Source organism: Rhodococcus sp. p52 (assembly GCF_000763325.2).
GTDB classification, from domain to species: domain Bacteria; phylum Actinomycetota; class Actinomycetes; order Mycobacteriales; family Mycobacteriaceae; genus Rhodococcus; species Rhodococcus pyridinivorans.
Genome location: NZ_CP016819.1, coordinates 1758871 through 1785189 on the forward strand (window position 1 = coordinate 1758871; position 26319 = coordinate 1785189).

Annotated in this window: 25 protein-coding genes and 1 pseudogene; 16 read left to right on the forward strand and 10 right to left on the reverse strand. The window is 67.3% G+C overall.

Going from position 1 to position 26319, the window contains the following annotated elements; translation table 11 throughout:
- Positions 1–9: 9 nt before the first annotated feature.
- Together IM25_RS08110 and IM25_RS08115 are read right to left on the reverse strand one after the other, a co-directional pair.
- Complete coding sequence (locus tag IM25_RS08110) at positions 10–642, reverse strand: zinc-binding dehydrogenase (protein WP_006552463.1); 633 nt, start codon at positions 640–642, stop codon at positions 10–12.
- Complete coding sequence (locus IM25_RS08115) at positions 639–1916, reverse strand: TetR/AcrR family transcriptional regulator (RefSeq protein WP_033097922.1); 1278 nt, start codon at positions 1914–1916, stop codon at positions 639–641. Before IM25_RS08115 ends, IM25_RS08110 begins: the two co-directional genes overlap by 4 nt.
- A 254-nt stretch (positions 1917–2170) precedes the next feature.
- Here IM25_RS08115 and IM25_RS08120 point away from each other — a divergent pair, with 254 nt between their 5' ends.
- From IM25_RS08120 to fadD5, 3 genes are all read left to right on the forward strand, one after another.
- Complete coding sequence (locus tag IM25_RS08120; RefSeq protein WP_006552461.1) at positions 2171–3160, forward strand: NAD(P)H-dependent flavin oxidoreductase; 990 nt, start codon at positions 2171–2173, stop codon at positions 3158–3160.
- Positions 3157–3936: an enoyl-CoA hydratase gene (locus IM25_RS08125; RefSeq protein WP_006552460.1), complete on the forward strand. Its 780-nt coding sequence runs from the start codon at positions 3157–3159 to the stop codon at positions 3934–3936. The genes IM25_RS08120 and IM25_RS08125 overlap by 4 nt, the downstream gene beginning before the upstream one ends.
- Positions 3937–4242: 306 nt before the next feature.
- On the forward strand, positions 4243–5841 hold the full coding sequence (gene fadD5, locus IM25_RS08130; protein ID WP_065995940.1) for a fatty-acid--CoA ligase FadD5: 1599 nt from the start codon (positions 4243–4245) through the stop codon (positions 5839–5841).
- A gap of 210 nt (positions 5842–6051) precedes the next feature.
- Here fadD5 and IM25_RS08135 read toward each other — a convergent pair whose 3' ends face one another.
- Both IM25_RS08135 and IM25_RS08140 read right to left on the reverse strand, forming a co-directional pair.
- Complete coding sequence (locus tag IM25_RS08135) at positions 6052–7200, reverse strand: hypothetical protein (protein ID WP_033097920.1); 1149 nt, start codon at positions 7198–7200, stop codon at positions 6052–6054.
- Positions 7200–8135: a metal-dependent hydrolase gene (locus IM25_RS08140; protein WP_006552457.1), complete on the reverse strand. Its 936-nt coding sequence runs from the start codon at positions 8133–8135 to the stop codon at positions 7200–7202. The genes IM25_RS08135 and IM25_RS08140 overlap by 1 nt, the downstream gene beginning before the upstream one ends.
- Positions 8136–8368: 233 nt before the next feature.
- Between IM25_RS08140 and IM25_RS08145 the strand changes: the two genes are divergently transcribed.
- The 4 genes and pseudogenes from IM25_RS08145 to IM25_RS27450 all read left to right on the forward strand — a co-directional run bounded on the left by IM25_RS08145 (position 8369) and on the right by IM25_RS27450 (position 10162).
- Entirely contained in the window at positions 8369–9028 is a 660-nt protein-coding gene (locus tag IM25_RS08145) for a TetR/AcrR family transcriptional regulator (protein WP_065995941.1), read from the forward strand.
- A complete protein-coding gene (locus IM25_RS08150) occupies positions 9025–9504 on the forward strand; it encodes a rhodanese-like domain-containing protein (protein WP_006552455.1) in 480 nt (159 codons plus the stop codon). Before IM25_RS08145 ends, IM25_RS08150 begins: the two co-directional genes overlap by 4 nt.
- Before the next feature lie 203 nt (positions 9505–9707).
- Positions 9708–10019 (forward strand): annotated as a pseudogene (locus IM25_RS27445) (alpha/beta fold hydrolase); the annotation flags it as partial.
- On the forward strand, positions 9911–10162 hold the full coding sequence (locus IM25_RS27450) for a hypothetical protein (RefSeq protein ID WP_033097918.1): 252 nt from the start codon (positions 9911–9913) through the stop codon (positions 10160–10162). The pseudogene IM25_RS27445 and the gene IM25_RS27450, both read left to right, overlap by 109 nt.
- A 4-nt stretch (positions 10163–10166) precedes the next feature.
- Here the strand turns inward: IM25_RS27450 and IM25_RS26740 are convergent, their stop codons facing one another.
- The 3 genes from IM25_RS26740 to IM25_RS08170 are packed head-to-tail and all read right to left on the reverse strand — an operon-like array spanning position 10167 to position 13055.
- On the reverse strand, positions 10167–10877 hold the full coding sequence (locus IM25_RS26740) for a type 1 glutamine amidotransferase (protein ID WP_033097917.1): 711 nt from the start codon (positions 10875–10877) through the stop codon (positions 10167–10169).
- Complete coding sequence (locus IM25_RS08165; RefSeq protein ID WP_024102795.1) at positions 10870–12123, reverse strand: Mur ligase family protein; 1254 nt, start codon at positions 12121–12123, stop codon at positions 10870–10872. The genes IM25_RS26740 and IM25_RS08165 overlap by 8 nt, the downstream gene beginning before the upstream one ends.
- Positions 12018–13055, reverse strand: coding sequence for an EamA family transporter (locus IM25_RS08170; protein ID WP_033097916.1), 1038 nt, complete (start codon positions 13053–13055; stop codon positions 12018–12020). Before IM25_RS08170 ends, IM25_RS08165 begins: the two co-directional genes overlap by 106 nt.
- Before the next feature lie 72 nt (positions 13056–13127).
- Here IM25_RS08170 and IM25_RS08175 point away from each other — a divergent pair, with 72 nt between their 5' ends.
- Positions 13128–14024: a LysR family transcriptional regulator gene (locus IM25_RS08175; protein ID WP_065995942.1), complete on the forward strand. Its 897-nt coding sequence runs from the start codon at positions 13128–13130 to the stop codon at positions 14022–14024.
- 22 nt (positions 14025–14046) lie between these two features.
- Here the strand turns inward: IM25_RS08175 and IM25_RS08180 are convergent, their stop codons facing one another.
- Together IM25_RS08180 and leuA are read right to left on the reverse strand one after the other, a co-directional pair.
- Entirely contained in the window at positions 14047–14421 is a 375-nt protein-coding gene (locus tag IM25_RS08180; protein WP_006552449.1) for an SHOCT domain-containing protein, read from the reverse strand.
- Between the two features lie 233 nt (positions 14422–14654).
- Positions 14655–16466, reverse strand: a complete 1812-nt coding sequence (gene leuA, locus IM25_RS08185) for a 2-isopropylmalate synthase (RefSeq protein WP_024102798.1) — start codon at positions 16464–16466, stop codon at positions 14655–14657.
- A 220-nt stretch (positions 16467–16686) separates the two neighbouring features.
- Between leuA and IM25_RS27575 the strand changes: the two genes are divergently transcribed.
- The 7 genes from IM25_RS27575 to IM25_RS08220 all read left to right on the forward strand — a co-directional run bounded on the left by IM25_RS27575 (position 16687) and on the right by IM25_RS08220 (position 24180).
- Entirely contained in the window at positions 16687–17184 is a 498-nt protein-coding gene (locus IM25_RS27575; protein ID WP_442971913.1) for a DUF4185 domain-containing protein, read from the forward strand.
- Positions 17185–17262: 78 nt separating this feature from the next.
- On the forward strand, positions 17263–18528 hold the full coding sequence (locus IM25_RS08195) for an aspartate kinase (RefSeq protein ID WP_006552446.1): 1266 nt from the start codon (positions 17263–17265) through the stop codon (positions 18526–18528).
- A gap of 2 nt (positions 18529–18530) precedes the next feature.
- Positions 18531–19592: an aspartate-semialdehyde dehydrogenase gene (locus IM25_RS08200; protein ID WP_071936173.1), complete on the forward strand. Its 1062-nt coding sequence runs from the start codon at positions 18531–18533 to the stop codon at positions 19590–19592.
- Between the two features lie 143 nt (positions 19593–19735).
- On the forward strand, positions 19736–20314 hold the full coding sequence (locus tag IM25_RS08205) for a TetR/AcrR family transcriptional regulator (RefSeq protein WP_033097914.1): 579 nt from the start codon (positions 19736–19738) through the stop codon (positions 20312–20314).
- On the forward strand, positions 20311–21816 hold the full coding sequence (locus IM25_RS08210) for a flavin-containing monooxygenase (protein ID WP_033097913.1): 1506 nt from the start codon (positions 20311–20313) through the stop codon (positions 21814–21816). Before IM25_RS08205 ends, IM25_RS08210 begins: the two co-directional genes overlap by 4 nt.
- A 26-nt stretch (positions 21817–21842) precedes the next feature.
- The gene (locus IM25_RS08215) at positions 21843–23555 is read left to right on the forward strand and encodes a GMC family oxidoreductase N-terminal domain-containing protein (protein ID WP_065996500.1); all 1713 of its coding nucleotides are present in this window, start codon (positions 21843–21845) and stop codon (positions 23553–23555) included.
- Positions 23548–24180 (forward strand): hypothetical protein, encoded by a 633-nt coding sequence (locus IM25_RS08220; protein WP_033097912.1) that lies wholly within the window; start codon positions 23548–23550, stop codon positions 24178–24180. The genes IM25_RS08215 and IM25_RS08220 overlap by 8 nt, the downstream gene beginning before the upstream one ends.
- Position 24181: 1 nt before the next feature.
- Here the strand turns inward: IM25_RS08220 and IM25_RS08225 are convergent, their stop codons facing one another.
- A complete protein-coding gene (locus IM25_RS08225; protein ID WP_019290238.1) occupies positions 24182–24367 on the reverse strand; it encodes a hypothetical protein in 186 nt (61 codons plus the stop codon).
- Between the two features lie 1328 nt (positions 24368–25695).
- Here IM25_RS08225 and IM25_RS08230 point away from each other — a divergent pair.
- A complete protein-coding gene (locus tag IM25_RS08230; protein WP_052040110.1) occupies positions 25696–26307 on the forward strand; it encodes a SipW-dependent-type signal peptide-containing protein in 612 nt (203 codons plus the stop codon).
- Positions 26308–26319 lie beyond the last annotated feature (12 nt).

The window sequence follows — 26319 nt, forward strand, 5'->3', positions numbered from 1 at the left end:
CGAAGGTGATTACGGCTCTGATGATCTCGCCGGAGGCGACAGCGGCGAGAGCGTCGTCGAGTTTCGTGAAATCGAAGGTCTGCACGAGTTCGTCGAGTGGAAAGTGCCCGTCGCGCCACGGCGCGGCCAGCTCGGGAACGAGACACCGGGGCTGGTCAGCGACGACAGTGCCTGCCGGATCACGGATTGGGCGCCCACGGACTCCACCGCATCGCCGGCTCCACCGCCGGTGAGGCGACGCAGATGGCGTCCGAGGTCGTCGTGATCGTCGGGGGAGAGGACCTCGGTGGCCCCGAGCGATCGCGCGAGCCCGTGCCGTCGTGGATCGGGGGCGACGACGATGATGTTCTCGCACAAGGAAATCCGTTCTGTCATCACCGCGGCCGTGCCGACGGCGCCGAGATCGAAGACGACGATCGTCGAACCCTGTTCCGTGACGACTCCGGCACCCTCGTGTCCCGGTACGACGGGCCTCGGGACGGGAACGCCTCCCGTGGCGGCGGTGAGGTCGGTGTGGCAGATCCCGACCCCGTGGATCTGTACGAGCACTTCGTCGTCGCGCAGTTCGGGCACGGTCACGGTCTCGAGCCTCAGCGGTGCACCGTACTCGCGGAGTACCGCTGCGGCCCTGGTGCGGGTCATCCCACCGCCTCCGGCGAACCGGTGTCGCCGAGCAGTACCGAGAGCATCAGTTGCTGCACCCTGCGCTGCCGGGAGGGGGTGGGCAGGAAGTGCACGAGGTTGCCGGTGTCGAGCACGAGGTTGAGCGCGGCGTGCACGAGGAAACGGCATTCGACGGCGGGCAGCTCGGGGCGGAGCTCCCCGACCAGACGGGCCCATTCCTCGATGTTGAGCCGCTGGATGTTCCGCAGGTCGCTGCGATGGTGCGCGGGCAGGTTGCCGATCTCGGCGAAGTACACCGACATCAGTTCGCTGTTCTCGAACGACATCCGGACGTACGCCTCGGTGAGGACGTCGAGGGCCTGCGCGGAGGTCGTCGAGTCGGTGAGCGTTTCGCCGATGATCATCGCGACGCGATCACCGGCCCGGTGGAAGGCGGCGGCGAGCAGATCGGCCTTGCTCGCGAAGTGACGGTAGACGCCGGACGCGTTGATACCTGCCGCAGCACCGATCTCCTCGATGCTCACCTCGTGATAGCCCCGGGCGTCGAAGAGCAGCACGGCCTCGTGCAGGAGGACCTCGCGCTTGTTCGCCACGGACAACCCGCCCGGCTCGGGAGTCGGTGCGGGTTCGTCGATGTCGGGCACCAGGTCGGTTGCCGCGACCGCTGTGCACGCGTCGAGCAGCAGCTGCTGCAGGCGCTGGTTGGACAGTGGAACGCGGTGAGTGGTGATGGAGCCGATGACGCTGAGCATCGCGCTGCTGAGCAGCACGTAGTCGTCGTCGGTGAGATCGGGCCGCAGCCGCGCGGCCGTGCGGGCGAGATGGCGGTTGAGTGCCCGCGTCTTCGAGCGGATCTCGCTGTGGTCCTCACCCGTGAGGTAGCGGCGTTCCCAGCGGTACAACCCGCCCGTCCGGCGGTTCTCGATCGTGGTGCGGATGAGCGCGAGGAGTTTGCGTTCGAGCTCCTCGGCGGCGGCGAGTCCGGTGGCGTTCGCTCCGCTCTGCTCGTCGAACTCCGCGAGGGCGGCACCGAGGGCGTCGGCGAGGGTGACCACGGCGTGGTGGAACAGGGCGTACTTGTTCGGGAAGTGCCGGTACAGGGCGGGGCCGGAGATGCCGACGGCAGTGGCGATCTCGTCGATGCTCACGCCGTGGTAGCCGCGTTCGCTGAACGCCTCGGCCGCGACCGTGGCGATCTGTGCTTTGCGGTTCTTCGGCCGGCGCCGCACGGTGGGGGTCGGGGTGCCGGTCTTGGCGGCTGTGCGTGCCCCGGCCTGCGCTTGTTCGGGCACCCTGCCTCCTCGTCGTGGATCCTGTTGCCGGCCGCGATGTCGCGGTGAATGTTCGTCGGCCTCAAAGGTAACAGTCGAACCCCCTGCGGAGAAACACTACTTTTGGGTAAGAATGGCCAAAACTGCAGGGCAGAACGTATTGACAAGCCAGCACCCAGACCGCAAAGTTAGCACCAATTCTTCAGCTGCGTCACCGCTGGGCGCATACGGAACCGTCACGACAGCGGCACTTTTCGAAGGACCGAGGAGGACTCGTGAGAACCCGATTCACCGAGATTTTCGGGGTGGAGCATCCCATCGTCCAGGGAGGCATGATGTGGGTCGGCCGCGCCGAACTCGTGGCCGCCGTGGCGGAGGCGGGAGCGCTCGGCTTCATCACTGCACTGACCCAGCCCACCCCGGAGGATCTCGTCCGCGAGATCGAACGGACACGCGAACTCACCGACAAGCCGTTCGGTGTCAACCTCACCATCCTGCCGTCGATCGATCCGCCGCCGTACGCCGAGTACCGCCAGGCGATCATCGACTCGGGCGTGAAGATCGTCGAGACCGCCGGCTTCAACCCGGCCGACCACCTGCCGCACTTCAAGGATGCCGGCATCAAGGTGATCCACAAGTGCACGAGCGTGCGGCACGCGGTCAAGGCCGAGCGCATCGGCGTGGACGCCGTGAGCATCGACGGCTTCGAGTGCGCCGGGCACCCGGGCGAGGACGACGTTCCGGGCCTGATCCTCATCCCCGCCGCGACGAGCAAGCTCAGTATTCCCGTGATCGCGTCGGGCGGCATCGCCGATTCCCGCGGGCTCGTGGCGGCACTCGCGCTCGGCGCCGACGGTGTCAACATGGGCACCCGCTTCATGTGCACGGTCGAATCGCCCGTGGCCCACGAGGTCAAGGAGCAGATCGTCCGCAACACCGAACTCGACACGAAGCTCATCTTCCGCACGCTGCGCAACACCGCTCGTGTCGCCACCAACGCGGTGAGCGAAGAGGTTGTCGAGATCGAATCGCGCGGAGCCGAATTCGGCGACATCGCCCACCTGGTCGCCGGCGCCCGAGGCCGCAAGGTCTTCGAGGACGGCGAACTCGACGCCGGCATCTGGACGGCCGGGCAGAGCCAGGGGCTCATCCACGACATCCCCACCGTCGGAGAACTGGTCGACCGCATGGTCGCCGAGGCGGAGGCCATCATCACGGGTCGCCTGAACGACATCGCCGGTGCAGATCGGGCGGTGCGCGCATGACCTCGACCACCACCGAGAGCCTGCGGTCCGAACTCGCCGACGGCATCCTGCGACTGACCATCACGCGTCCGCGCCGGATGAACGCGATCGACCTGACCACGATGAAGACGCTGAGCGACGCGGTGAAGGCGGCCGGCGACGACGAACGCGTCCGTACGATCGTCGTCACCGGTGAGGGATCGGCGTTCTGCACGGGCGCGGACCTGGCTGCGGGAGCGGCGGATCCGCAGGACCCCGGTGTCGTCATGGACACCGCCAACGAACTGGTCCGGACGATCGCATCCGTCCCGGTGCCCGTCGTCGCGGCGGTCAACGGTCCCGCGGCGGGCGTCGGGGTCTCGATCGCCCTCGCGGCCGATCTCACCTACGCGGCCGAGAGCGCGTACTTCCTGCTCGCCTTCGTCAACATCGGACTGATGCCCGACGGCGGCGCGAGCCTGTTGGTTCCGGCCGCGATCGGGCGGGCCCGGGCCGCCGAGATGGCACTGCTCGGCGAGCGGGTGTCCGCGCAGGACGCCGACCGGTTCGGGTTGGTCGCCCGCACCCTGCCCGACGCCGAACTCGCCGCGCACGTCGACGCCGTCGCCTCGCGGACCGCATCCGGTCCGCGACGTGCCCTGGAACTGACGAAGCGGGCCCTCAACGCCTCGACGCTCGGCGAGCTCGACGCGGTGCTCGCGCGGGAGAAGGACGGTCAGGTCGAGCTCCTCGGCTCAGCCGACTTCGCGGAGGGTGCCATGGCGATGCTGGACAAGCGTCCCGCTCGCTTCGCCTGACGGGACGATCCTTCCCGGCATGGTTCTAGGAGGATCGACAAGGAACTTTCCGGACGGGAGCAGGGACCGACGTGCTCGTCGAACACCCGCTCCCGTCCGGTGAAACCAACGCTCGACCAGTGTTTTCTGCCTCTTTCACACGTTCTCGCTCGGCGACGACGCCTGGAGCGAGGCGGTCCGCATTCGTGGAATCTCCGTTAACAAAAGCTCTGGCCCAAACCGTTCCGGGTCTGTAATGTGCCTCACACATCGACGGCTCGGAACAGGCCGTGCCCGCCCTCCCGCCACGTCACGAGAGGATCATCGATGGTTCCCCCCTCTGTCGTTTCCGAAGCGGTCGGCTCCGACGCCACCCGCTTCCGTAGCAACAACTGGAACAATCAGGTGGCGCGCCACGCCCTGATGATTCCCCATCGCACGGCCTTCCGATTCCGCGGCGAGACCATCACCTGGTCGCAGCTGGACGCGCGTGTCGAGAAGCTCGCCGATGCACTCTCGCGTCGCGGCATCGGCTTCGGCGACCGCATCATCATCCTCATGCTCAACCGTCCGGAGTACGTCGAGATCGTGCTCGCGGCCAACGCCCTCGGTGCCATCGCCGTGCCGGTGAACTTCCGCCTCACCGCACCCGAGGTCGCCTTCCTCGTGGGCGATTCCGGCGCCACGGCGATCGTCGCGGAGGGGCCGCTCGTCCCGCTCGCCGCCGCCGCGCGTGGCCAGGCGGAGGGCATCGAACTGTCCATCACGGTCGGAGTCGAGCCGGAAGGCGACTCGCTCTCCTACGAGGCACTCGTCGCCGAAGAGGGCGAACCCCACCCGCCGGTGGAGATCCCGAACGACACGCCCGCGCTCATCATGTACACCTCGGGCACGACGGGCCGGCCCAAGGGCGCCGTGCTCACCCACTCCAATCTCGAAGCGCAGTCGCTCACCTGCATCCGGGCCTTCCGTCTGTTCGACGAATCGGGCATCGGTTTCTGCGCGTCGCCGATGTTCCACATCGCGGCCCTCGGCTCGATCGCGCCGAGCCTGATGCTCGGCACGCCCACCGTCATCCACCCGGTCGGCGCCTTCGACCCGGAGGAACTGCTCGACGTGCTCGAGGCCGAGAACGTCACCAGCCTGTTTCTCGTGCCGGTGCAGTGGCAGGCGATGTGCGCCGCGCAGCAGGCCGAGCCGCGGAAGTTGAAGCTGCGCAACATCTCCTGGGGTGCGGCGCCGAGCTCCGACACGATCCTGCGGGCCATGGCGGAGACCTTCCCCGATGCCTTCAACGTGGCGGTCTTCGGCCAGACCGAGATGTCGCCCATCACCTGCGTGCTCGACGGCGACGACGCCATCCGCAAACTCGGCTCCGTGGGCAGGGTCATCCCCACAATCCAGGCGCGTGTGGTCGACGACGAGATGAACGACGTCGCTCCCGGTGAGGTCGGCGAGATCGTCTACCGCGGTCCCACCATGATGCGCGAGTACTGGAACAACCCCACCGCTACCAGCGAGGCATTCTACGGCGGATGGTTCCATTCCGGCGACCTCGTGCGCGTCGACGAGGAGGGCTTCGTCTACGTCGTCGACCGCAAGAAGGACATGATCATCTCGGGTGGCGAGAACATCTACTGCGCCGAGGTGGAGAACGTCCTGTTCGGGCACCCCAAGGTGCTCGAGGCCGCGGTCATCGGTCGCCCCGACGCGAAGTGGGGCGAGGTGCCCGTCGCCGTCGTCGCGCTGAAGCCCGGCAACGACGACCTCCCCCTCGACGAGCTCCAGCCGTACCTGGACGAGCACCTCGCACGGTACAAGCACCCCAAGGAGGTCGTGATCGTCGACGCCCTGCCGCGCAACGCGAGCGGCAAGGTCGTCAAGGGTGAACTCCGCGGCGGTCTCCCCGCCGTCGCCCAGGGCTGATCCCCGGCTCACTCCTCGTACGAACGAACGGGGACCGGACCACTGCGGTCCGTGTCCTCGTTCATCGTCGTGCCGGAGGGACGCACCGACGCGACCCGCTTCGTCATCACGTTGAAGAGGGTCGACGACCGGTGGTTGCTCGACGGAGCCGACGCGCGGTAGCGCGGGCCGGCTTCCGTCGTAGCGGAACGTCGGGCACCACCGAATTCGTCAGGCCTCGGTGAGCGTCTTCGACGCGGTGTCGTCCGGGCTCGTATCGGCCCTGCGCGGGACGGTGAAGGTCGCAGCGACACAGGCGATTGCGACCGCGAAGCATGCGACTGTGTACCACAGGCTACCGATCGGGTCGCCTGCCTCGGTGACCCCGTCGACGGCGGAGAACCAGTCGGGCAGAGCACCGATCCACAGCACGGTCATCACGACGAGATAGGCGACGGCGTACCAGCGGACGAGGTCGTTCGAATAGGGCCGATCCGTGGGTGTACTCCGCAGCCGGGACCACTGGCGTGAGAGCACGTAGATCGCCACGATCGACAGGATCACGAGTTCGGCCGCGTAGATCGTTGCCCGAACCGTCGTGCTGCCCATGCCGATGACGGTCGCCGGCGCAGGGAGGATCACCACACCCACGGACGCGAGTAGTCCGACGGTGACCGTGCGCCAGGTCAGTTCGAGCCCGCCGAAGGTGCGACCGGCGTCGATGTGCCGGCCGACGAAGAACTGCGCGCAGAATGCGAGCGACATCGGCCACAGGGCAGCGAAGACCACGACGCTCGGGAGCGGAACGGAGTCGAAGAAGGGCTGGTTGATCGGGTTGTCGAGCGACCACTCCCACCACCGCAGCTGCGGTCCGAGGTGATCGAAGATCTCGTAGAAGGCGTGGTGGACGAAGCCCACGCAGACGGCGCCGACGACGGTGCCGTACTGCCGGAACACCCCGAGCATCCGAACGATGTCGAACGCGATCGTCGCCATCATCGGGTAGATCGCGATGATGTACAGCGGCAGGCGTCCCCACATGAACTCGACGGTGAACACGTTGTGCGCGAACATCGTGTCGAGGTAGTCCTCCACGCCGAAGGCGTCGGGGAAGTACAGCAGCGGTTCGATGATGAACAGGAACGCGAGGGTGCCGAGCCAGACGACGAGGTTCGTGGCGTCACCGGTGCGCCGCAACCGGACGATCGCGTACACGAGCATCAGCACCGCCCCGAGCACGATGGTCAGCTCGAGGACGGGCAGCGTCCAGTTCTCCAGCGCGAACGGACTGCGCAGTTCGAAGATCCCCCCGGCTTCGTCGCACGAGAATCCGAGGCGGGTCGAGAGGTCCTCGAAGGTGGGCGAGCACAGGTCCGACATCAGTTGTTCCTCCCGCCCACGGTTTCCGCCGTGTACCAGTGCGAGACGTCGTAGCCTTCGTCGAATCGACGGAACCACACGTCGGCGAGGGCCGGCAGCTTCTCGTGGTCGGGATTGTGCTTGGGCATCTGGCTGCGGATGATGCCCACCAGCGCGACGAGCTGTTCGCCGAGCGGCAGGACGTCGAAGGCGCGCGGCATCGGGCCGTGATCCTGGTACTGGAGGAACGGCAACCGGCGCCGCAGGTTCTGCTTACGGCGGTGCGACGCGAACATCGACATCGTGTCGATCTTCCGTTCCTGCAGCGGCACATGCTTGTTGAAGCCCTCGCACGCGATGGCGATGACGTCGAGCACGTGCTTGAACACCGAGGGGGCCTGCCGCATGCGGTACAGATCGCTGCCGACCACCGCGTCGAAGATGATGAGCGCCGAACTGCGGTGTTCGACCTCCTCGACGAAATGCCAGATGAACAACGAGGCGACCCGGTCGTCGCCGGGGCGGAAGAGCGCCGCGTCGTTGTCGAGCATGAGCTTGAAGACGGGAGTGAAGGTCGCCTCGAGATCGGCGGTGTACGCGAGGCGGTATTCGGGGGAAGTCTCGGCGGTGAGCTTGTCGAAGGCGCCGATGACGTCGTCGAGCGTCTCCTGCAACCCCGGATAGCTCTTGATCAGTCCCTTCACGTGCTGCCGGTGGGCGGTGGAGTGCTGCCCCTCCTGGTACATGAAGGCGTTGGCCTCTTCGAGGACCTCGGGATCGGTGATGCGCGGGGTGATCTCGCGGATCATGTTGACGATCATCTTCTCGAAGCCGATCGCGAGGAACGAGACGGCGTTGGCCATGCTCGAGAAGGCCGGGTTCTCCTCGTTCCACAGGAACGGCACGTCGTAATCCGCGAATGCGAAACGCATCTTGCGGACCTGCAGGTTCGTCATGGGGCGGTACCTCGTCTCGTCGACGCCGGGCTGGCTGGGGACCTGTTTCGGGACACGGTCGGGAGGACCTCTAACGAGCCGGGAGGCCCCGATCGACGTGACCATACACGAAATGCGTCATGTGTATGATAGGTGTCCCATTCGCCCGCGGGAGCCCGTTTCGCACCACATCCACCGAGGTCGGCTGTGTTACCGTCGGGCCTTCTCCAGGCGACGGCTCGAGGAAGCGCGAAGTGGCACGTAGACGTGGGTGGGGTGGGAGTCCTCCCGCCGACGACGAAGAGGCGTCGCAGCGGATCGTTGCCGCTGCCGTCGACCTGATCGACCGGACCGGCGCGGAGATCAACATCGCCGATGTGGCCCAGTCCCTCGGGGTGATCCGCCAGACGGTCTACCGCTATTTCCCCAGCGCGGACGCCCTCATGCGTGCGGCCGCCATCGCCTCGGTCGAAGGATTCCTGGAACGACTCACCCGGCAGGTCGCGGGACTCGACGATCCGGTCGAGGCCATGACCGAAGGTGTGGTCTACACGCTCGCGGAGGGGCGTCGCACCCCGCATCTCGGCATCCTGCTGTCGAGCACCTATTCGAACCCGCATCCCGAAGCGATCGCCTCGGAGGAGGCGTGGATGTTCGGCATGGCGATGATCAAGCGGTTCGACGTCGACTGGGAGGAACACGGCTACGACGACGACTCCCTCGCGGAGTTGGTCGAGTACGTGCTGCGCACGATGCAGTCGTTCTTCGTCTCGCCGGGAACCCCGCCACGCTCCGACGACGATCTGCGCCGCTACCTGCGACGATGGATGGGTACGGCGATGCTCGCCCAGCGGGAGTGGGATTCCGGCAATCTCGCGAAGCGCGACTGCTCTCCCGTAGAGTCCGGCTCGTGACGAACGAGCAGCAGATCAGGCGTGCCGATCGTACGCGCGACGGCGATCCCCAGAACGTTCCCCGCCCGCTGGAGGGTGAAGCCGACCGCACGGTGGTGGAGACGACCTGGGGCGAGGTGCAGCCGATGCAGGTGGCGGCGGGCGTGGCGACCGTCGGTGAACTCGAGGTGATCGAACTGCTCGACCGGGGCGCTGCGCTGGTGGACACGCGGGTGCCCGATTCCCGGAGCGGGGTGAGCCTCCCCGGTGCCGTGAACATCCCGCACGAGGATATCGTCGAGAGGAGGGGTGAGCTCGACCCCGCCCGGACGACGATCGTCTTCTGCAACGGTCCCCAGTGCCCTCAGTCGCCCGATGCGATCCGGAAGCTGATCGATGCCGGATATCCCTCGTCCGCGCTCGCCTATTACCGCGGGGGACTGCACGACTGGGCGACTCTGGGATTCCCCCTCGCCCCGGTCCGGCCGGCGTCGTGAAAAGGGCTTGCGTTCGCACTGTGATGTAGCTAACATCGAAGGTGCGAATCGAGCTTATGAGACGTCCGCGGACGACAGAGAGAAGCTCGTGAAGCAGAGATCCGGCCCGGAGAACGCGTAAAGCGAATCACCGGGCCGAACCCCTGTTCAGGGGAGGTTTCGGGGCCGATCGCCGCGACTGCAGCAGGGGTTGCACAGGGCGTCTGGGAGGCGGTCGCGCCCCACTTGCACGCCGCGGGGTTCGCACCTTCGCCCCGGATCAGCGCGGCTACTCGCCCGGCGCCCCACCACCCCGCCGCCGTGACTACGGCCTCGACCTGCTCGTCGGCGACGTCGCGGCGCTCATCGAGTCGGTACCCGGTGGTCGCGCGCACGTTGTCGGCCACGACTGGGGAGCCGCCGTCGCGTGGGTGCTCGCGGCGCATCGTCCCGATCTCGTCCGCACCGTGACGGCGGTGTCCGTTCCGCATCCGACGGCGTTCATGCGCTCGTTCTTCACCAGCGGGCGATCGGATCCGCCGGGGTCGACGCGACGGCCCACTACGTCAGTGGGCCGTACCGACGGGAAACGCTCGTCGGTACGAGCCACTGGATTCCCGACGAGGAGCCGGAGAAGCTCGCGCGGCTGGTCCTCGAACACATCGCCGCGCACGGTTGATCACTCAGGCGCGCAACCGTTCCTGCCGCAGCAGATCGACCTCGGGCAGATCCAGCGGCGGCAGCGAGTCGACTCCCAGAGCGCGCATCAGGAGATGATCGGCGAGCTCGGGATTGCGGGCGAGCACGGGACCGTGCAGATAGGTGCCGATCACCGAACCCTGCACGGCACCTTCGAGTCCGTCGCCCACGCCGTTGCCGACACCGCGGTCGACGCGGCCGAGTCCGGTGGCATCGGACCCGAGAGTCGTTCCACCGCGGTGGTTCTCGAATCCCGTCAGCGGCTGGGTGAGGCCGGAGAGGGTGGGGCGGATGACGATCTCGCCGATCGCGCGGGTCTGCTGCGGTGAGGTGGTCGCGTCGAGGATGCCGACACCGTCGACGCGTTCGCCCGAGGACGTCTCGTACCAGTGGCCGAGCACCTGGATCGCGGCACAGATGGCCAGCACGGGCGTTCCGCGCTCGGCGGCGCGCTGCAGACCCGGATAACGCTGCAGGTGCCGCGTGGCCAGTCGCTGCGCGGCGTCCTCGGCACCACCGAGGGTGTAGAGATCGAGGGACTCGGGGACGGGATCGTTCAGTCCGATCTCGACGATCTCGGCGTCGTGACCGCGCATCCGCAGGCGCTGGCGCAGCACCAGGGCGTTGCCTCCGTCGCCGTAGGTGCCCATCACGTCGGGCAGGACGAGTCCGATGCGGACGGTCGACTCAGACATGGGCAGCTCTCCTGGCGATGGCGGTGTTGAGATCGCGGAACGCGGTGTAGTTGGCGAGCACCTCCACGCGGCCGGGAGGGCACGAGGCGATGGCCTTCAGCGGATCCGGCACCAGCGTGTGCTCGACACCCGCGTAGGTCAGGCGGACGGCGAGATCGGTGCCGCGTTCTCCGGCTGCCACCACCTGCACGCCTTCGAAGTGTTCGAAGCGGACGTCCCACAGCCACGACAGGTCCTCACCGTCGGGCACCTGACCGTTGACGGCGATCACCAGGCCGTCGACGGTCGGGTCGATCATCGACAGGGCCTCCTGCCAGCCGGCGGGGTTCTTAGCGAGCAGCATGTGCACCGAATGCGGTCCGACCTGCACCGTCTTGTAGCGACCGGCGACCTCTTCGACGACCGAGGCGGCAGCGACGGCCTTCGCCGGATCGGCACCGAGGGCGACGGCGGCCGCGACCGCCTGGGCGGCGTTGCCCCGGTTGGCGCGACCGGGGAGGGTCAGCTTCAGCGGGAGGACGAGGCCGTCCGGTCCGTACAGGTTCTCGTCGTCGACCCACCAGTCCGGTGTCGGCCGGGCGAAGTCGGAGCCGGTGCTGTACCAGTGGTCGCCTTCGCGAGCGATCGGCTCGCCCGTGCGCGGGCAGCTCACCGAGTCGTTGGCCCAGCCGGCGCCGGCGGCGACCCACACGACGTTCGGGTTGTCGTAGGCGGCGGACGTGACGAGCACGTCGTCGCAGTTCGCGACGATCACGGCGTCGGGATGCCGCTTCAGGCCCTCACGCAGCTTCCGCTCGATCATGTTGATCTCGCCGACCCGGTCGAGCTGGTCGCGGGTGAGGTTGAGCAGCACGATCGCGCGGGGCTCGAGGGCGTCGGCGACGTGCGGGGTGTGGAGTTCGTCGACTTCGATCGCGGCGAGCGGCGCCCGGAGATCGGTGGCGAGCGCGGCGACGATCCCGGCGTCCATGTTCGCGCCGTCCGCCTGGGTGACGACCGAATCGATCGTCTCGAGCGCGGCGGCCGTCATACGGGTCGTTGTGGACTTGCCGTTCGTCCCGGTGACGAGCACGGTCTGCCGGCCGTGGCCGAGCTGCTTCATCAGTGCCGGGTCGATCTTCAGGGCGACGAGCCCTCCGATCATCGAGCCCTTACCGCGTCCGGCCTTCTGGGACGCCCACGCGGCGGCTCGGGCTGCGCGCAATGCGAGCCGTCCACGTGCGGTGATTCCTGTGCTGGTTCCCACGTCGGCGAGTGTTCCACAGGCGCGGGAGCGTTGTGTCGCCGGAGGAGCGTCCTGCTCGTCACACTGCGGTGTCCGCCCTGGGCGGCGAGGGCTCCGACGATGACGATCACACCGCCGATCAGGGAGGACGGTGCCGGTCGCTCGCCGAGCGTGATCCACGCGACGGTGAACCCGACGACCGGCACCATGAGGGAGAGCGGCGCGACGGTCCCGGCGGGATAGCGCGACAGCAGCGAGGCGTAGATGCCGGTGCCGGCGATCGTGCCCGCCAGGACGACGTAGATGAGTCCGGCCAGCGCCAGGCCCCCGTCCACGGTGGTGACGGCGGTGCCGAGGGTGGACCAGACATGCGGGCCCTCGGCGAACCAGGAGATCCCGAAGAAGGGGAGCACGGGCACGACGCACATCCACAGCATCAGGCGCATGGGGTCGGCAGCGCCCGCCTTGCGGGTCGCGATGTTGCCGACCGCCCACGACAGACCGGCGAGCACGGCGAGGGTCATGGGGATCAGGCTCGCGTCCGCGGCGCCCTGCCCTACGGCGACGATCACCATGCCGGACACGGCGACGACGAGACCGGCGAGGCGGACACCGTCGAGCCGTTCGCGCAGGAACAGTACGGCGAGCAGGACCGTGAAGGGCGCGGACGACTGCAGTACGAGCGACGCGAGGCCCGTGGGTAGACCGGCCTCCATCGCCCAGAACAGGAAGGCGAACTGGGCGAAGCCGAACCCGGCGCCGTAGAGCAGGAGCCAGCGCAGGGGAACGGCGGGGCGCGGGACGAACAGCAGGACCGGGACGGCGATGATCGCGAAGCGCAGTCCGGCGAAGAAGAACGGCGGGAAGTGGTCGAGGCCCAGTCTGATCGCGAGGAAGTTGCATCCCCAGAGCACCACGACGGTGAACGCGAGCAGACGGTCCCGGAACGACATGCCGTCAATTCTTTGCGCAGGAAACAATCAGGACAAGCGAATGTTCCTGAAGAAAGTGTGTAGTTTTACTACATGGATGTCGTGCGATTGCGAATACTGCGCGAACTCGCCGACCGCGGAACCGTGGCTGCGACAGCCGCAGCGTTGTCGATGACACCGTCAGCCGTCTCGCAGCAGCTCAAGGTGCTCGCCCGGGAGGCGGGAGTGCCCCTGCTCGAACCCGACGGCCGACGCCTGCGGTTCACCGATGCGGGTCGTGCGCTCGTGGTGCGCGCCGACGAGGTGCTCGACGCCCTCGACCGGGCCGCCGACGAGATGACCGCCTATGCGCGGTCGCCCCGCGGACGGGTGCGCGTGGCGTCGTTCCCCTCCGGGGCAGCACTCCTGCTGTCGGCCGTGCTCGAGGCGGCCGGGGCGATCGGCGTCGAGTTGGACGTGAGTGACGAGGACGTCCCGGCCTCGGCCGCGCCCGCACTGCTCGCCGACTACGACGTGGTGCTCACCCACCGCGACGAGCGTTCGGCTCCGCTGTCCGGTCCGCGTGTCCACGTCGAGACGCTCATGCGCGAACCGATCGATGTCGTCCTCCCTCCCGGGCACCGGCTCGCGGCGCAGGACCGCGTGCAGGTCGACGAACTGGGGGGGGAGCGCTGGATCAGCGTGCGGGGTGGATTCCCCGTCGACGACGTGTTGCTCTCCGTCGCGGCGGTGACGGGCATCCGTGCTCGGGTTGTGCACCGCATCAACGACTTCCGTGTCATCGAGGAACTCGTCGCGGCGGGGCACGGGGTGGCCCTGCTGCCGCGGTACTCGGTTCTGCATCCCGCCTTGGTGCGCCTGCCGCTGGCCGGTGTACGTGCGGCGCGGCTCTACGAGCTCGTCACCCGCCCGGGAGCGTCGCGACGCCCAGCCGTGGGTGCCGTGCTCGACAGCTTCCGGACCGCAGCGGCACGGAAGCTGTCGATGTGAACGAACGGGTGGTCGCGCGGGATCAGGCGAGTGCCTTGGCCTTCAGTGCGTCGAACTCGGCCTGGTCGATGACACCCTCGTCGAGCAGCTTCTTCGCGTCGGCGATGTGTTCGGCGGGCGACTTGCCGGCGACCGAGCGGATGTAGTCGTCCTGCACGGCCTTGTACTGCGCGGCCTCCTTCGCGGAGCGCTCTGCCATTCCGGTGCCGTGGACGATCAGATAGATCAGGCCCGTGAGCCACGGGAAGACGAACAGGAAGACGATCCAGATCGCCTTGACCCAGCCGGACTGTTCGCGGTTGCGGAACAGATCCCCGATGATCATCCACAGCATGATGAGGTACGCGATGAATGCGAAGCAGACGATGATGTACCAGATGATGTCCATGAACTCCATACGCACACTCCGGGTTCGAGCAGAACGACTCTGCGGGACGAAAATTGCGGAATTCGACGGATATCACCCGTGAACGGGTTCGTTCTCGTCGAACATTCGGAACTGTATCTTTCCGGAGAGTGCGGTAATTGCCCGAAACGGTATTTGCGAGATGAATTGTCGGGGTGAAAATCCCCGAAAACGACGAATGCGGTGGACCCTCATGGGTCCACCGCATTCGGTTCGGAGACGGATCAGCGGTGCGAGCGGTTCACCGCGGAGACCATCGCGCGCAGCGACGCCGTGGTGATCGACGGGGCGATGCCCACGCCCCACACCAGGACGGTCGTGCCGTCGGGACGCGTGACGTCGGCCTCGACGTAGGCCGCGGCGTTGGCGTCGTCGCCGGCGGACATGGCGTGCTCGGCGTAACCGCGAACGGCCACCTGGTAACCCAGCGACTCGAGGGCGTCGACGAAGGCCGCCAGCGGGCCGTTGCCGCTGCCGGAGATCTCCTTCTCCACGCCGTCGACCTTCAGCACGGCGGCGATGCTGTCCTCACCGTCGTCGGTCTCGGCCGCGGTGACCTTCTGCCGGATGCGCTCGAGCGGCGAGACCGGGGCCAGGTACTCCTCGTGGAAGATGTCCCACATCTCCTTGGGGCTGACCTCGCCACCATCACCGTCGGTGACCTTCTGCACGGCCTGCGAGAACTCGATCTGCAGGCGACGCGGCAGGTTCAGGCCGTGGTCGTGCTTCATGATGTACGCGATGCCGCCCTTGCCGGACTGCGAGTTCACGCGGATCACGGCCTCGTAGGTGCGGCCGACGTCCTTCGGGTCGATCGGCAGGTAGGGCACGGCCCAGGTGTGGTCGTCGACGTCGACACCGGCGGCTTCGGCGTCGACCTTCATCGCGTCGATGCCCTTGTTGATCGCGTCCTGGTGGCTGCCGGAGAAGGCGGTGTAGACCAGGTCGCCACCGTAGGGGTGGCGCTCGTGGACGGGCAGCTGGTTGCAGTACTCGACCGTGCGGCGGATCTCGTCGATGTTCGAGAAGTCGATCTGCGGGTCGACGCCACGGCTGAACATATTCATGCCCAGGGTCACCAGGCAGACGTTGCCGGTGCGCTCACCGTTGCCGAAGAGGCAGCCCTCGATGCGGTCGGCACCGGCCTGGTAGCCCAGCTCGGCCGCGGCGACACCCGTGCCGCGGTCGTTGTGCGGGTGCAGCGACAGGATGATCGAGTCGCGCTTCGCCAGGTTGCGGTGCATCCACTCGATCGAGTCGGCGTAGACGTTGGGGGTGGCCATCTCGACGGTGGCAGGCAGGTTGATGATCACCGGGTTCTCGGGGGTCGCGCCCAAGGTCTCGACGACCGCGTCGCAGACATCCTTGGCGTACGACAGCTCGGTTCCGGTGTACGACTCGGGGGAGTACTCCCAGCGCCAGTTGGTGTCGGGGTGGTTCTTCGCCTCTTCGAGCACCAGCTCCGCGGCGTCGGTCGCGATCTTCTCGACGGTCTCCTTGTCGGCGCGGAACACCACGCGACGTTGCAGGATCGACGTCGAGTTGTAGAAGTGCACGATCACGTTCTGCGCCCCGGCGCACGCCTCGAAGGTGCGCTTGATCAGTTCGGGGCGGGACTGCGTCAGCACCTGGATGGTGACATCGTCGGGAATCGCGCCGTCCTCGATGATCTCGCGGACGAAATCGAAATCGGTCTGGCTCGCGGACGGGAAACCGACCTCGATCTCCTTGTAGCCCATGCGTACGAGCAAATCGAACATGCGCCGCTTACGGGCGGGGCTCATCGGGTCGATCAGCGCCTGGTTGCCGTCGCGCAGGTCCACGGCGCACCACGCCGGGGCGCGATCGATGATCTTGTCGGGCCAGGTGCGGTCGGGCAGCGAGATCGACTCGACTTCCTCGGCGAACGGCCGGTACCGGTAGGTCGGCATCGACGAGTTCTTCTGCTTGTTCCACGACGGCTGGTCGGCCGGGGCCGGCTTGCTCGGCGGCGTGATGGTGCGCGAGCCGGAGGTGAAAGCGTCGGCGGGTGACATGACGTAACTCCAAAGAGAAAAGGGGACCTGTGGGCCCAGATCGAATATCGACCGGCGCGTCGAAACCCCGCGACGGGAAGCCGGTCTGGTCAGATCCCGCCGCGGCGGCCGAGGAGAAGCACGCGCTGCATGCCCAGCAGTGTATCGCGCCATACCCCACCTCGACCAAGTGGCACCTCCCACACGCATGCGTCCCGTGTGACCGGGCGGCGGTGATGTCGTGACCCGATCGATACGAACGTGCCTGACAGCGGTACCTGCACTGCTCGCACTCGGACTCATAGCGGTCTCCGCCCCCCGCGGCGCACGCCCAACCCTGCGACTCGGGAACTCCCCGGCTCGGGTTCGGGCTCCGGATCCTTCGGCACGGGATCACCGGCACGGGATCATCAGGACCGCGGCTCGGGGCACTCCCGCGAACGGTGCAGCAGCTGCCACACCGGACGTGCCACCCGCCGTCGGGGAGATGTCGGTGCAGTTCCTGGGCGGTGAGTTCGTCATGCTCTACGGCAACGAGGCGAACGGCACGATCGAGATGAGGACGTCCGCGAGACCCGAGGGGCCGTGGAGCGAGGCCCGCGTGCTGGTCCCCCACCGCGAGATCGGTGGTCTCTACGCTCCGTTCATCCACCCGTGGTCCACGGATACGGATCTCTACTTCACCGCCTCGCGGTGGGGCGACTACAACGTCATCCTGTTGCGCACGACACTTTCCTGAGACGCCCCGGGTCGATGGAAGCCGGGGTCGGTAAGCTGGGCCACTGGACTTGTTCCCGAGACCCGGAGGTTGGCCAGCGTGGCACTCGTCGTCCAGAAGTACGGAGGATCCTCGGTCGCGACGGCCGAGCGGATCCGGCGCGTCGCTGAAAGGATCGTCGAGACCAAGAAGGCGGGCAACGACGTCGTGGTCGTCGTCTCGGCTATGGGAGACACGACCGACGAACTCCTCGATCTCGCACAGCAGGTGTGCCCGGCCCCGCCGGCCCGCGAAATGGACATGCTCCTCACCTCCGGTGAGCGCATCTCCAACTCCCTCGTCGCGATGGCGATCCACTCGCTCGGCGCCGAGGCCCGGTCGTTCACCGGTTCCCAGGCGGGCGTGATCACCACGGGCAGTCACGGCAAGGCGAAGATCATCGACGTCACCCCCGGCCGTGTGCGCACCGCCCTCGACGAGGGCAGCATCGTGCTGGTCGCCGGCTTCCAGGGTGTGAGCCAGGACAGCAAGGACATCACGACTCTCGGTCGTGGCGGTTCGGACACGACCGCCGTCGCACTCGCCGCCGCGTTGAACGCGGACGTCTGCGAGATCTACACCGACGTCGACGGCGTGTTCTCCGCGGACCCGCGCATCGTCAAGGACGCGCAGCGCCTCGAGAAGGTCTCCTTCGAGGAGATGCTCGAGCTCGCCGCGTGCGGCGCGAAGGTTCTCATGCTGCGGTGCGTGGAGTACGCCCGCCGCTACAACGTGCCCGTGCACGTTCGTTCGTCGTACACCACCAAGCCCGGCACCATGGTGTCCGGATCGATGGAGGACATCCCTGTGGAAGAGGCCCTGATCACCGGCGTTGCGCACGATCGCAGCGAAGCGAAGATCACCGTCGTCGGTATCCCCGACACCCCCGGTTACGCCGCCAAGGTGTTCCGCGCCGTCGCCGACGCCGAGATCAACATCGACATGGTGCTGCAGAACATCTCGAAGGTCGAGACCGGCAAGACCGACATCACCTTCACCTGCCCGAAGAGTGACGGCCCGCGCGCGGTCGAGCTCCTCACCAAGCAGCAGGGCGACATCGGCTTCACCCAGGTCCTCTTCGACGACCACATCGGCAAGGTCTCCCTCGTCGGTGCCGGCATGAAGAGCCACCCCGGCGTCACGGCCAAGTTCTGCGAGGCTCTCGCCGACGCCGGCATCAACATCGACCTGATCTCGACGTCGGAGATCCGCATCTCCGTGCTCGTGGATGACAACGAACTCGACGACGCCGTGCGCGCTCTGCACGCGGCATTCGAGCTCGGCGGCGACGAAGAGGCCGTCGTGCACGCAGGAACGGGGCGGTAATCGTGACCACCAATCAGGCGAGCGAAGCGACGGGCAAGACCATTGCGGTCGTAGGCGCCACGGGGCAGGTCGGTATCGTCATGCGCACCCTGCTCGAGGAGCGCAACTTCCCGGCCGACACGGTTCGGTTCTTCGCGTCGGCCCGCTCGGCCGGCAAGAAGCTACCGTTCCGCGGTGAGGAGATCGTGGTCGAGGACGTCGCGGCGACCTCCGACGAGGATCTGAAGGGCATCGACATCGCGCTGTTCTCGGCCGGTGGCACCCTCTCCAAGGAACAGGCTCCGCGCTTCGCGGCCGCCGGTGCGATCGTCGTCGACAACTCGTCGGCATGGCGCAAGGACCCCGAGGTTCCGCTCGTCGTCAGCGAGGTCAACCCGGAGCAGGTGAAGAACCCACCGAAGGGCATCATCGCCAACCCGAACTGCACCACGATGGCCGCGATGCCGGTGCTCAAGGCACTGCACGACGAGGCCGGACTCCAGCGCCTGATCGTGTCGAGCTACCAGGCGGTCTCCGGTAGCGGACTGGCGGGCGTCGAGGAACTCGTCGGCCAGGTGCGTGCCGTCGCCGACGAGGCCGACAAGCTCGTCCACGCGGGCGACGCCGTCGACTTCCCGGCCCCGAACAAGTACGTCGCGCCCATCGCGTTCAACGTCGTGCCGCTCGCCGGCTCGATCGTCGACGACGGAACGGGTGAGACCGACGAGGACCAGAAGCTGCGCAACGAGTCGCGCAAGATCCTCGGCCTGCCGGACCTGCTCGTGTCGGGCACGTGCGTGCGCGTTCCCGTCGTGACCGGCCACTCGCTGTCGATCAACGCCGAGTTCGAGCGGCCGCTGTCGGTCGAGCGTGCGCAGGAGCTGCTCGCGAACGCTCCGGGCGTCCGCCTCGTCGACGTGCCGACCCCGCTCGCCGCAGCGGGCGACGACGTCTCGCTCGTGGGCCGCATCCGTCAGGATCCGGGTGCTCCTGAGGGCCGCGGTCTCGCGCTCTTCGTCTCGGGCGACAATCTGCGCAAGGGTGCTGCTCTCAACACCATCCAGATCGCTGAGCTGCTCGTCTAGGCGACCTTCCGGCCTTCTCGACGGAGCGGGTGGACCTCTTCGGGTCCACCCGCTCCGTCGCGTTTTGGGCCTGATCCGGTATACCCGAGAAATATTTACAAGCAGTCTGGACTGTTTGTTGTTTTCCCGTTACGCTGCGATGCGTGATCCAGGACACTGCGCCGAACGGTGGTCGCACCCAGGCGCAACGCACAGCCGCGACGCGAGCCAAGCTGCTCGACGCCGCGGTCGACTCGCTCGTCGAGCATGGCTATTCGGGAACCAGCACGCAGGGCATCGCCAAACGTGCCGGAGTCTCGCGAGGCGCCCAGCTCCACCACTTCCCGACGAAGGAGAGCCTTGTCGTCGCGGCGGTCGGGCACCTCGTCGACAGGCGGCTGCAGGAGATCCTCGAGACACGACCCGATCCGGAGCACGGCTTCGAAACGCTCATGGATGCCTTCTCCGGCCCGCTCTTCGCCGCAGCGCTCGAACTGTGGGTCGCGGCGCGGACCGATCCGTCCCTGCACGAGGCGATGATCCCGCTCGAACACAAGGTGTCGGACGCGCTCCGCACGGGTTGCCTGGAGATCATGGGCGACCGGGTCTCGCCCGACCACATCGACCTCAGCATCGAGATCGCCCGGGGCTTCGCCGTCTCGGCCCTGATGCGTACCCCCGAATCCGATCGAGAATTCCGGGAGCGCCTGCTCCCGGTCTGGAAGGCGCTGGTGATGAAATGAGTCTCGCACTGCTTCCCGATCACGTGCACACGCTCGTCGTCGGCGCGGGCTTCGGTGGCATCGGTATGACTGCAACGCTGTTGCGCGAGAACCCCGACGCCGACGTCCTCGTCCTCGAGCGCGGTGACGACGTCGGCGGAACCTGGCGCGTGAACACCTATCCCGGTGCCGCATGCGATGTTCCGAGCGCGCTGTACTCGTTCTCCTTCGCGCCCGAACCCGACTGGTCGCGAGCGTACGGCACCCAGGAGGAGATCTACGCGTACCTCCGCCGTGTTGCACGTGAGCAGGGCGTGACCGACCGGACGATGTTCGGGTGCGAACTGCGCGCGGCGCAGTGGGACGCCGAGCGTGCCGTGTGGCGGATCTCCACCTCCCGTGGCGACCTGACGGCCGACGTGCTCGTCGCCGCGACCGGCGCCCTCTCCACACCCACCTATCCGAAGGTTTCCGGCCTGGAGTTGTTCCGCGGCAAGAAGTTCCATTCGGCCGAGTGGGATCACGACCACGACCTCACGGGTGAGCGTGTCGCCGTCATCGGTACCGGCGCGTCGGCCATCCAGTTCGTGCCGGCGATCGTCGACCGCGTCGAACATCTCACGCTGTTCCAGCGCACGGCCTCCTGGGTGATGCCCAAGCACGACCACGTCATCGCGCGGTCGGTCCGCACGCTCTACCGGCGCTTCTCCCTGGCTCAGAAGCTCATGCGCGGATTCGTGTACGGGCACAGGGAGATCTACGTCGTCGGCATGACGAAGCCCTTCGCCCGCAAGTACCTCCTGCCGCTGTTCGAGGTCCGGGCACGCCAGGTGCTGCGCAAGAACGTGCGCGATCCTGAGCTGCGCAAGCGCCTGACCCCCGATTTCGCGATCACCTGCAAGCGGATCCTGTTGTCCAACGACTGGTTCCCGGCCATCACCCGCCCGAAGGTGGACGTGGTGTCCTCCGGTCTGGCAGCGGTCACCGAGAACGGTGTCGTCGACGACAAGGGCACCGAGTACCCGGTCGACACCATCATCTTCGGTACCGGTTTCACGCCGACGGAACCGCCGGTCGCGCACCATATCCGCGGTGGCGACGGCCGCACCCTCGCCGAGACCTGGGACGGCAGCCCCTCGGCCTATCTCGGCATCACCGTGCCCGGCTTCCCCAATCTGTTCCTCATGTACGGCCCCAACACCAATCTCGGCCACAGCTCGATCGTGTACATGCTCGAATCCCAGGCCAACTACATCTCCGACGCGCTGCGCACGATGGAGCGTCACGGCATCTCGGCCGTGGAGGTGCGCGACGACGCGGTGCGCCGCTACACCGCCGATCTCGACCCGGCGCTGAACAACACGGTCTGGAACCAGGGTGGCTGCAGCAGCTGGTACATCGACGAGAAGGGCCGCAATTCCGTGATGTGGCCGACCTTCACGTGGCAGTACCGGGCGCGGACCAAGCAGTTCGACCCGGAGAGCTACACGGAACACCGAGCGACGGCAGGGGCGGGCGCATGAAGCAGAGCGACGGCAGGAGCGGGCGCATGACCCATTACGACGTCCTCGTCATCGGATCCGGATTCGGCGGCAGCGTCGCAGCACTGCGCGCCACCGAGAAGGGATACAAGATAGGAGTTCTCGAGGCCGGACGGCGTTTCGAGGACGACGAGCTGCCCGAGACGAGCTGGCGGCTGCGCAAGTACCTGTGGGCGCCGCAGGTGGGATGCTACGGGGTACAGCGCATGCACCTGCTGCCCAACGTGCTCGTCATGGCGGGAGCCGGTGTGGGCGGCGGGGCGCTGAACTACGCCAACACCCTGTACAAGCCGCCGACGCCCTTCTTCCGCGACCCGCAGTGGGGTCACATCACCGATTGGGAAGCGGAACTGACGCCGTACTACGACCAGGCGGCACGGATGCTCGGCGTCCGCCCCAATCCCAGCATCACGCCCGCGGACGAGGTGATGCGCCAGGTCGCCGACGAGATGGGTGTCGGCCACACCTACACGACCACCCCGGTCGGTGTGTTCTTCGACGAGCCCGGCAGGACGGTGCCCGACCCGTTCTTCGGTGGAGCCGGCCCCGACCGCACCGGCTGCACGGAGTGCGGCAGCTGCATGACGGGTTGCCGTGTGGGAGCGAAGAACACGCTCGTCAAGAACTACCTCTACCTCGCGGAGAAGGCCGGCGCGCACATCCACGCCCTCACGACGGTGACCCGTGTGGTGCCCCGTACCAGTGGTGGGTATGAGGTCCACACCCGCAGCACGAACGGCATCAGGAAGCGCCGCAAGGTCTTCACCGCCGACCAGGTGGTGATCGCGGCCGGTACCTACGGTACGGCGCGCCTGCTGCTCGCGAGCCGCGAGACCGGCGACCTGCCGAACCTGTCTCCGGCCCTCGGCACCGTGGTGCGCACCAACTCCGAGGCGGTGCTCGCCGCGACCGCGCAGGATCGCGTCGTCGACTACACGAAGGGCGTGGCCATCACGTCGTCCTTCCACCCGGACGACCACACCCACATCGAACCGGTGCGGTACGGCAAGGGCAGCAACCTGATCGGTCTGCTCCAGGCGCTGCTCGTCGACGGTGGCACGCGGATGCCGCGACTGCTGAAGTTCTTCGGTGTCGCCGCGAAGAATCCCGCCGCCTTCCTCCGCTCGCTGTCGGTCCGGAACTGGTCCGAGCGCACGGTCATCGCTCTCGTGATGCAGACCGACGACAACTCTCTCGAGCTCGCGACCCGGCGCACGCCGATCGGCCGGGGCCTGACCAGCAAGCAGGGGCCGGGCACTCCGCCGCCCGAGTGGATTCCGGTGGGCCACGAAGCGGTCCGCCGCGTCGCCGACAAGATCGACGGCGACGCCGGTGGTTCGATCGCCGACCTGTTCGACATCCCGATGACCGCGCACTTCCTCGGCGGGGGCGCGATCGGCGATTCGCCGCGTACCGGCACCGTCGACCCGTACCTGCGTGTCTATGGGCACAAGGGTCTGCACGTCGTCGACGGCTCCGCGGTGAGCGCCAACCTCGGCGTGAACCCGTCCCTCACGATCACCGCGCAGGCCGAACGTGCGCTGGCGCTGTGGCCGAACAAGGGGGAGAAGGACAACCGGCCTCCGCTCGGGTCGGCCTACGAACCCGTGCAGCCCGTGCAGCCCGTGCGTCCGGTCGTGCCCGTCGAGGCCCCGGCGGCGCTGCGACTGCCCATCACCCCCGTTCGGAAGGAGAGCGCCCGTGCTCTGGACAGTGCCTGAGAGCGAGGACGAACGCACCGACTATCCGGTCTCGCCGCCACCGCCATGGCCGGCCTCCGTGCGGGCCGCCCTGTGGTGGCATCGCAGCACCCCGGACGCCTCCCAGTACGGGCCGACCGGCGCGACCCTGCCCATCACCCTCGCGATGATGGTCGACTACCTCGACTCGCCGGTCGGGCCGTACCGCGAGGTGCTGGCCAGCCCGGTGCTGCGCCGCGACCTGATCCCGGCGATGGCGGTGCCGTTCATCGCCGTCGACTCCGAGCCGTCGGTACACGGTGGTCGCGAACACTGGAAGCTGCCGAAGGTGCTCGCGAAGTTCGACGGCGACGTCCTCGGCGATTTCTCCGCGACCGGCGCCCGATGGAGCGTGGCCACCTCGGCCGCGCCGAAGGGCCCGGAACTGCCGATCACAGGTGGACTGACCTTCGCCCAGCCGATCCCCGGCGGCGCCGTCGAACGCGCCACCGCCCGGCTGCGGGGGAAGTTCCGTTACGCGCGGGTGACCGTCGCGGCGGAGGGACCGACGCTGAGCCGCTGGCTTTGCCCCGGCACCCACCACGGCATCGTCATCACCTCCGGACGGATGTCCACGGGCGCGTCGCGAGTCGTGTCGCGTATGTAGGTCAGCCGGTGCCTTCCAACGTGGACAGCAGAACGAACTTCGTGCCCATCAGATTGAACGCCGCCTCGCTGTCCACGGCGACGAGAAGTTCCCGCTCACGGGCGTGCAGCGCCGCAATCGCGATCTCGAGCTCATCGTCGGTCATCGCATCGGCGGCGTCGCCGATGGCTGGCGTCCTGTCCTCCACGCGCCGAGAGTGGCCACGGTGTCGTCCGCTGCACGCACAGCCCAGCAGCAGAAAGGTGATGGTCCCCGACGGGGCGCCGGGGACCATCCTTCGACCCGCCAGGGAATCACTCACCTGTCGGGGAACTCGGGGTACCCGAAAAATCGACGGTGAGTGGTGGCGGCCGCACTCGGCAGGGGCCCGTGCGGCCGCCGCGAACGTATACCCATCCGCCGGCGATAACACTTCATCCGGTCGGCGACGCGTCCCTCGAGTGAGGTGCGCCGCGCATGTCATCGGCGAGTAGCTATGTCGCCGGGGGCATCCCCAGATGAGGACTCGCCCCCGGGTGTGGCAGGGGCGAGCAGAGACCCGACCGCCGCGAGATCGCTCTCGGTCGGGGCGAGCCCGGTCAACGGCCACAGTACTGCTTCGAGATCGCTCATGGTCAGCACTTGGGCCGGTAGCTCCGGGGAGGGATGACGACGAGGCGAGACCATGAAACCTCCTCGAACTATGCCCCTGTGACCTGCATCGGCGTTGGGACGCAAAGGTGACCGCGGATGCGTGGTAGAGGGGCGGTCAGAGCGCGATGCCCAATCCTGCGGGCAGGCGGCCAAGGGTCAGGGCGAGAGATCCGAGAAGCATATGCATTTCCTTCTGGGGCAGTTCGGGATCGGATTGTGCATTCGGTGTCGGAGGCTGGTCCAGCAATCCCCGCCGTGTCGCCTTCGACACCTGAATGATGCCGAAGCGGCCTGTTCGTTACCGACTCGTGTCCTCGGTATGTCGCGTGGCGATATGCCTGCCCAGTCGAGGGGAGGTGACGATGCTTCCTCGGCCGGTCTTGGCGGCACAGCAGACCCGGTGTAGTGCCGAGCCCGCTGTGCGAACTTTCCGGAGCAGGTCTGTAGTTGTTTGTCGGGATCGTCTCACCCTGTAATGCCCGATGAGGATCACGTGCGGACAGCTCATCGCGATACCGTCGAGCAGCCGATCCGACAGCGCCAAGTGCCGCGTCGCCGGCCAGGTGGTGATCGGTGGCGCGCCGCAGAGGTTCGTCGCCGCGAGTGGCGGAACCGACGTGTCGGGCACCGTCACCGGAGGGGGTGCTCTCGTGAACTTTGATGCAGGCGAGAGTTCGCCCCTACGGGTTCGTGCGTATTTATGTGGACATTTACACCTAAAGCGACATCGACGAATTGTCGATCTTGATATTCGCTTTCGTGGCGCACGCCATAATCCTATTTTTTGAAAGCTGTAACGAGACCGGTCTGTTTTGCCATAGTCGTTATGGCAGGCCTGTATCGCCGCCGACTTTCTGTCTCCCGTTCTAGAGAAGTGATGAGATGACCTCTGTCGACTCCACCCGCAAGCGTCGTAAGATCCGCGCCGTCCTGGCCTCCGGCCTCGTCCTGGGGGTCGGCGCTGCCGTCACCCTGGCCGCTTGGAGCGACACCGTCTGGGGAAGTTCCGAATTCGGCACCGGCGGTAGCTCGTTCAACATCCAGGGCTCCTTCGACGGCGGCAGCACCTGGGCCGAATACCTCACCGCTGACGCGGCCGGGACGATGACCTTCACCCAGCAGGCCAACGCCCTGGTTCCGGCCGAGCCGGTCTATCAGCTGGTGGGCCTGCAGGAAGTCGAAGGCAATTTCGGCGCCGACATCACCGTGACCAAAACCAACGCCGACACCTCGGCGCTGGCGAACCTGGTGACCGTACGCGTGGCCGAGCTCGGCACCGGCGCCGCCGCCCCGGCGTGCGGCGCCGGTGCGCCCTTCGGTGCCGGCACCACGATCGGGGCCGCGTCCACACAGGTGCTGAGCACCACCGTCGGCGCCGGAGACTATCGCTGGCTGTGTTTCTCCGCCGAACTGGCCGCCAATGCCCCCGCCACCGCAGCGGTGACCTCGACGCCGATCCTGTGGGAATTCGCCGCTACCAGCACCGACGCCTGATCTTCCCGCCCC

Excerpts from the sequence above, each read along its gene's own strand:
- IM25_RS08110 (WP_006552463.1), bottom strand. The coding sequence starts at position 642 with ATGACCCGCACCAGGGCCGCAGCGGTACTCCGCGAGTACGGTGCACCG.
- IM25_RS08125 (WP_006552460.1), top strand. The coding sequence starts at position 3,157 with ATGACCTCGACCACCACCGAGAGCCTGCGGTCCGAACTCGCCGACGGC.
- fadD5 (WP_065995940.1), top strand. The coding sequence starts at position 4,243 with ATGGTTCCCCCCTCTGTCGTTTCCGAAGCGGTCGGCTCCGACGCCACC.
- IM25_RS08135 (WP_033097920.1), bottom strand. The coding sequence starts at position 7,200 with ATGTCGGACCTGTGCTCGCCCACCTTCGAGGACCTCTCGACCCGCCTC.
- IM25_RS08140 (WP_006552457.1), bottom strand. The coding sequence starts at position 8,135 with ATGACGAACCTGCAGGTCCGCAAGATGCGTTTCGCATTCGCGGATTAC.
- IM25_RS26740 (WP_033097917.1), bottom strand. The coding sequence starts at position 10,877 with ATGTCTGAGTCGACCGTCCGCATCGGACTCGTCCTGCCCGACGTGATG.
- IM25_RS08170 (WP_033097916.1), bottom strand. The coding sequence starts at position 13,055 with ATGTCGTTCCGGGACCGTCTGCTCGCGTTCACCGTCGTGGTGCTCTGG.
- IM25_RS08175 (WP_065995942.1), top strand. The coding sequence starts at position 13,128 with ATGGATGTCGTGCGATTGCGAATACTGCGCGAACTCGCCGACCGCGGA.
- IM25_RS08180 (WP_006552449.1), bottom strand. The coding sequence starts at position 14,421 with ATGGAGTTCATGGACATCATCTGGTACATCATCGTCTGCTTCGCATTC.
- leuA (WP_024102798.1), bottom strand. The coding sequence starts at position 16,466 with ATGTCACCCGCCGACGCTTTCACCTCCGGCTCGCGCACCATCACGCCG.
- IM25_RS08210 (WP_033097913.1), top strand. The coding sequence starts at position 20,311 with ATGAGTCTCGCACTGCTTCCCGATCACGTGCACACGCTCGTCGTCGGC.
- IM25_RS08215 (WP_065996500.1), top strand. The coding sequence starts at position 21,843 with ATGACCCATTACGACGTCCTCGTCATCGGATCCGGATTCGGCGGCAGC.
- IM25_RS08230 (WP_052040110.1), top strand. The coding sequence starts at position 25,696 with ATGACCTCTGTCGACTCCACCCGCAAGCGTCGTAAGATCCGCGCCGTC.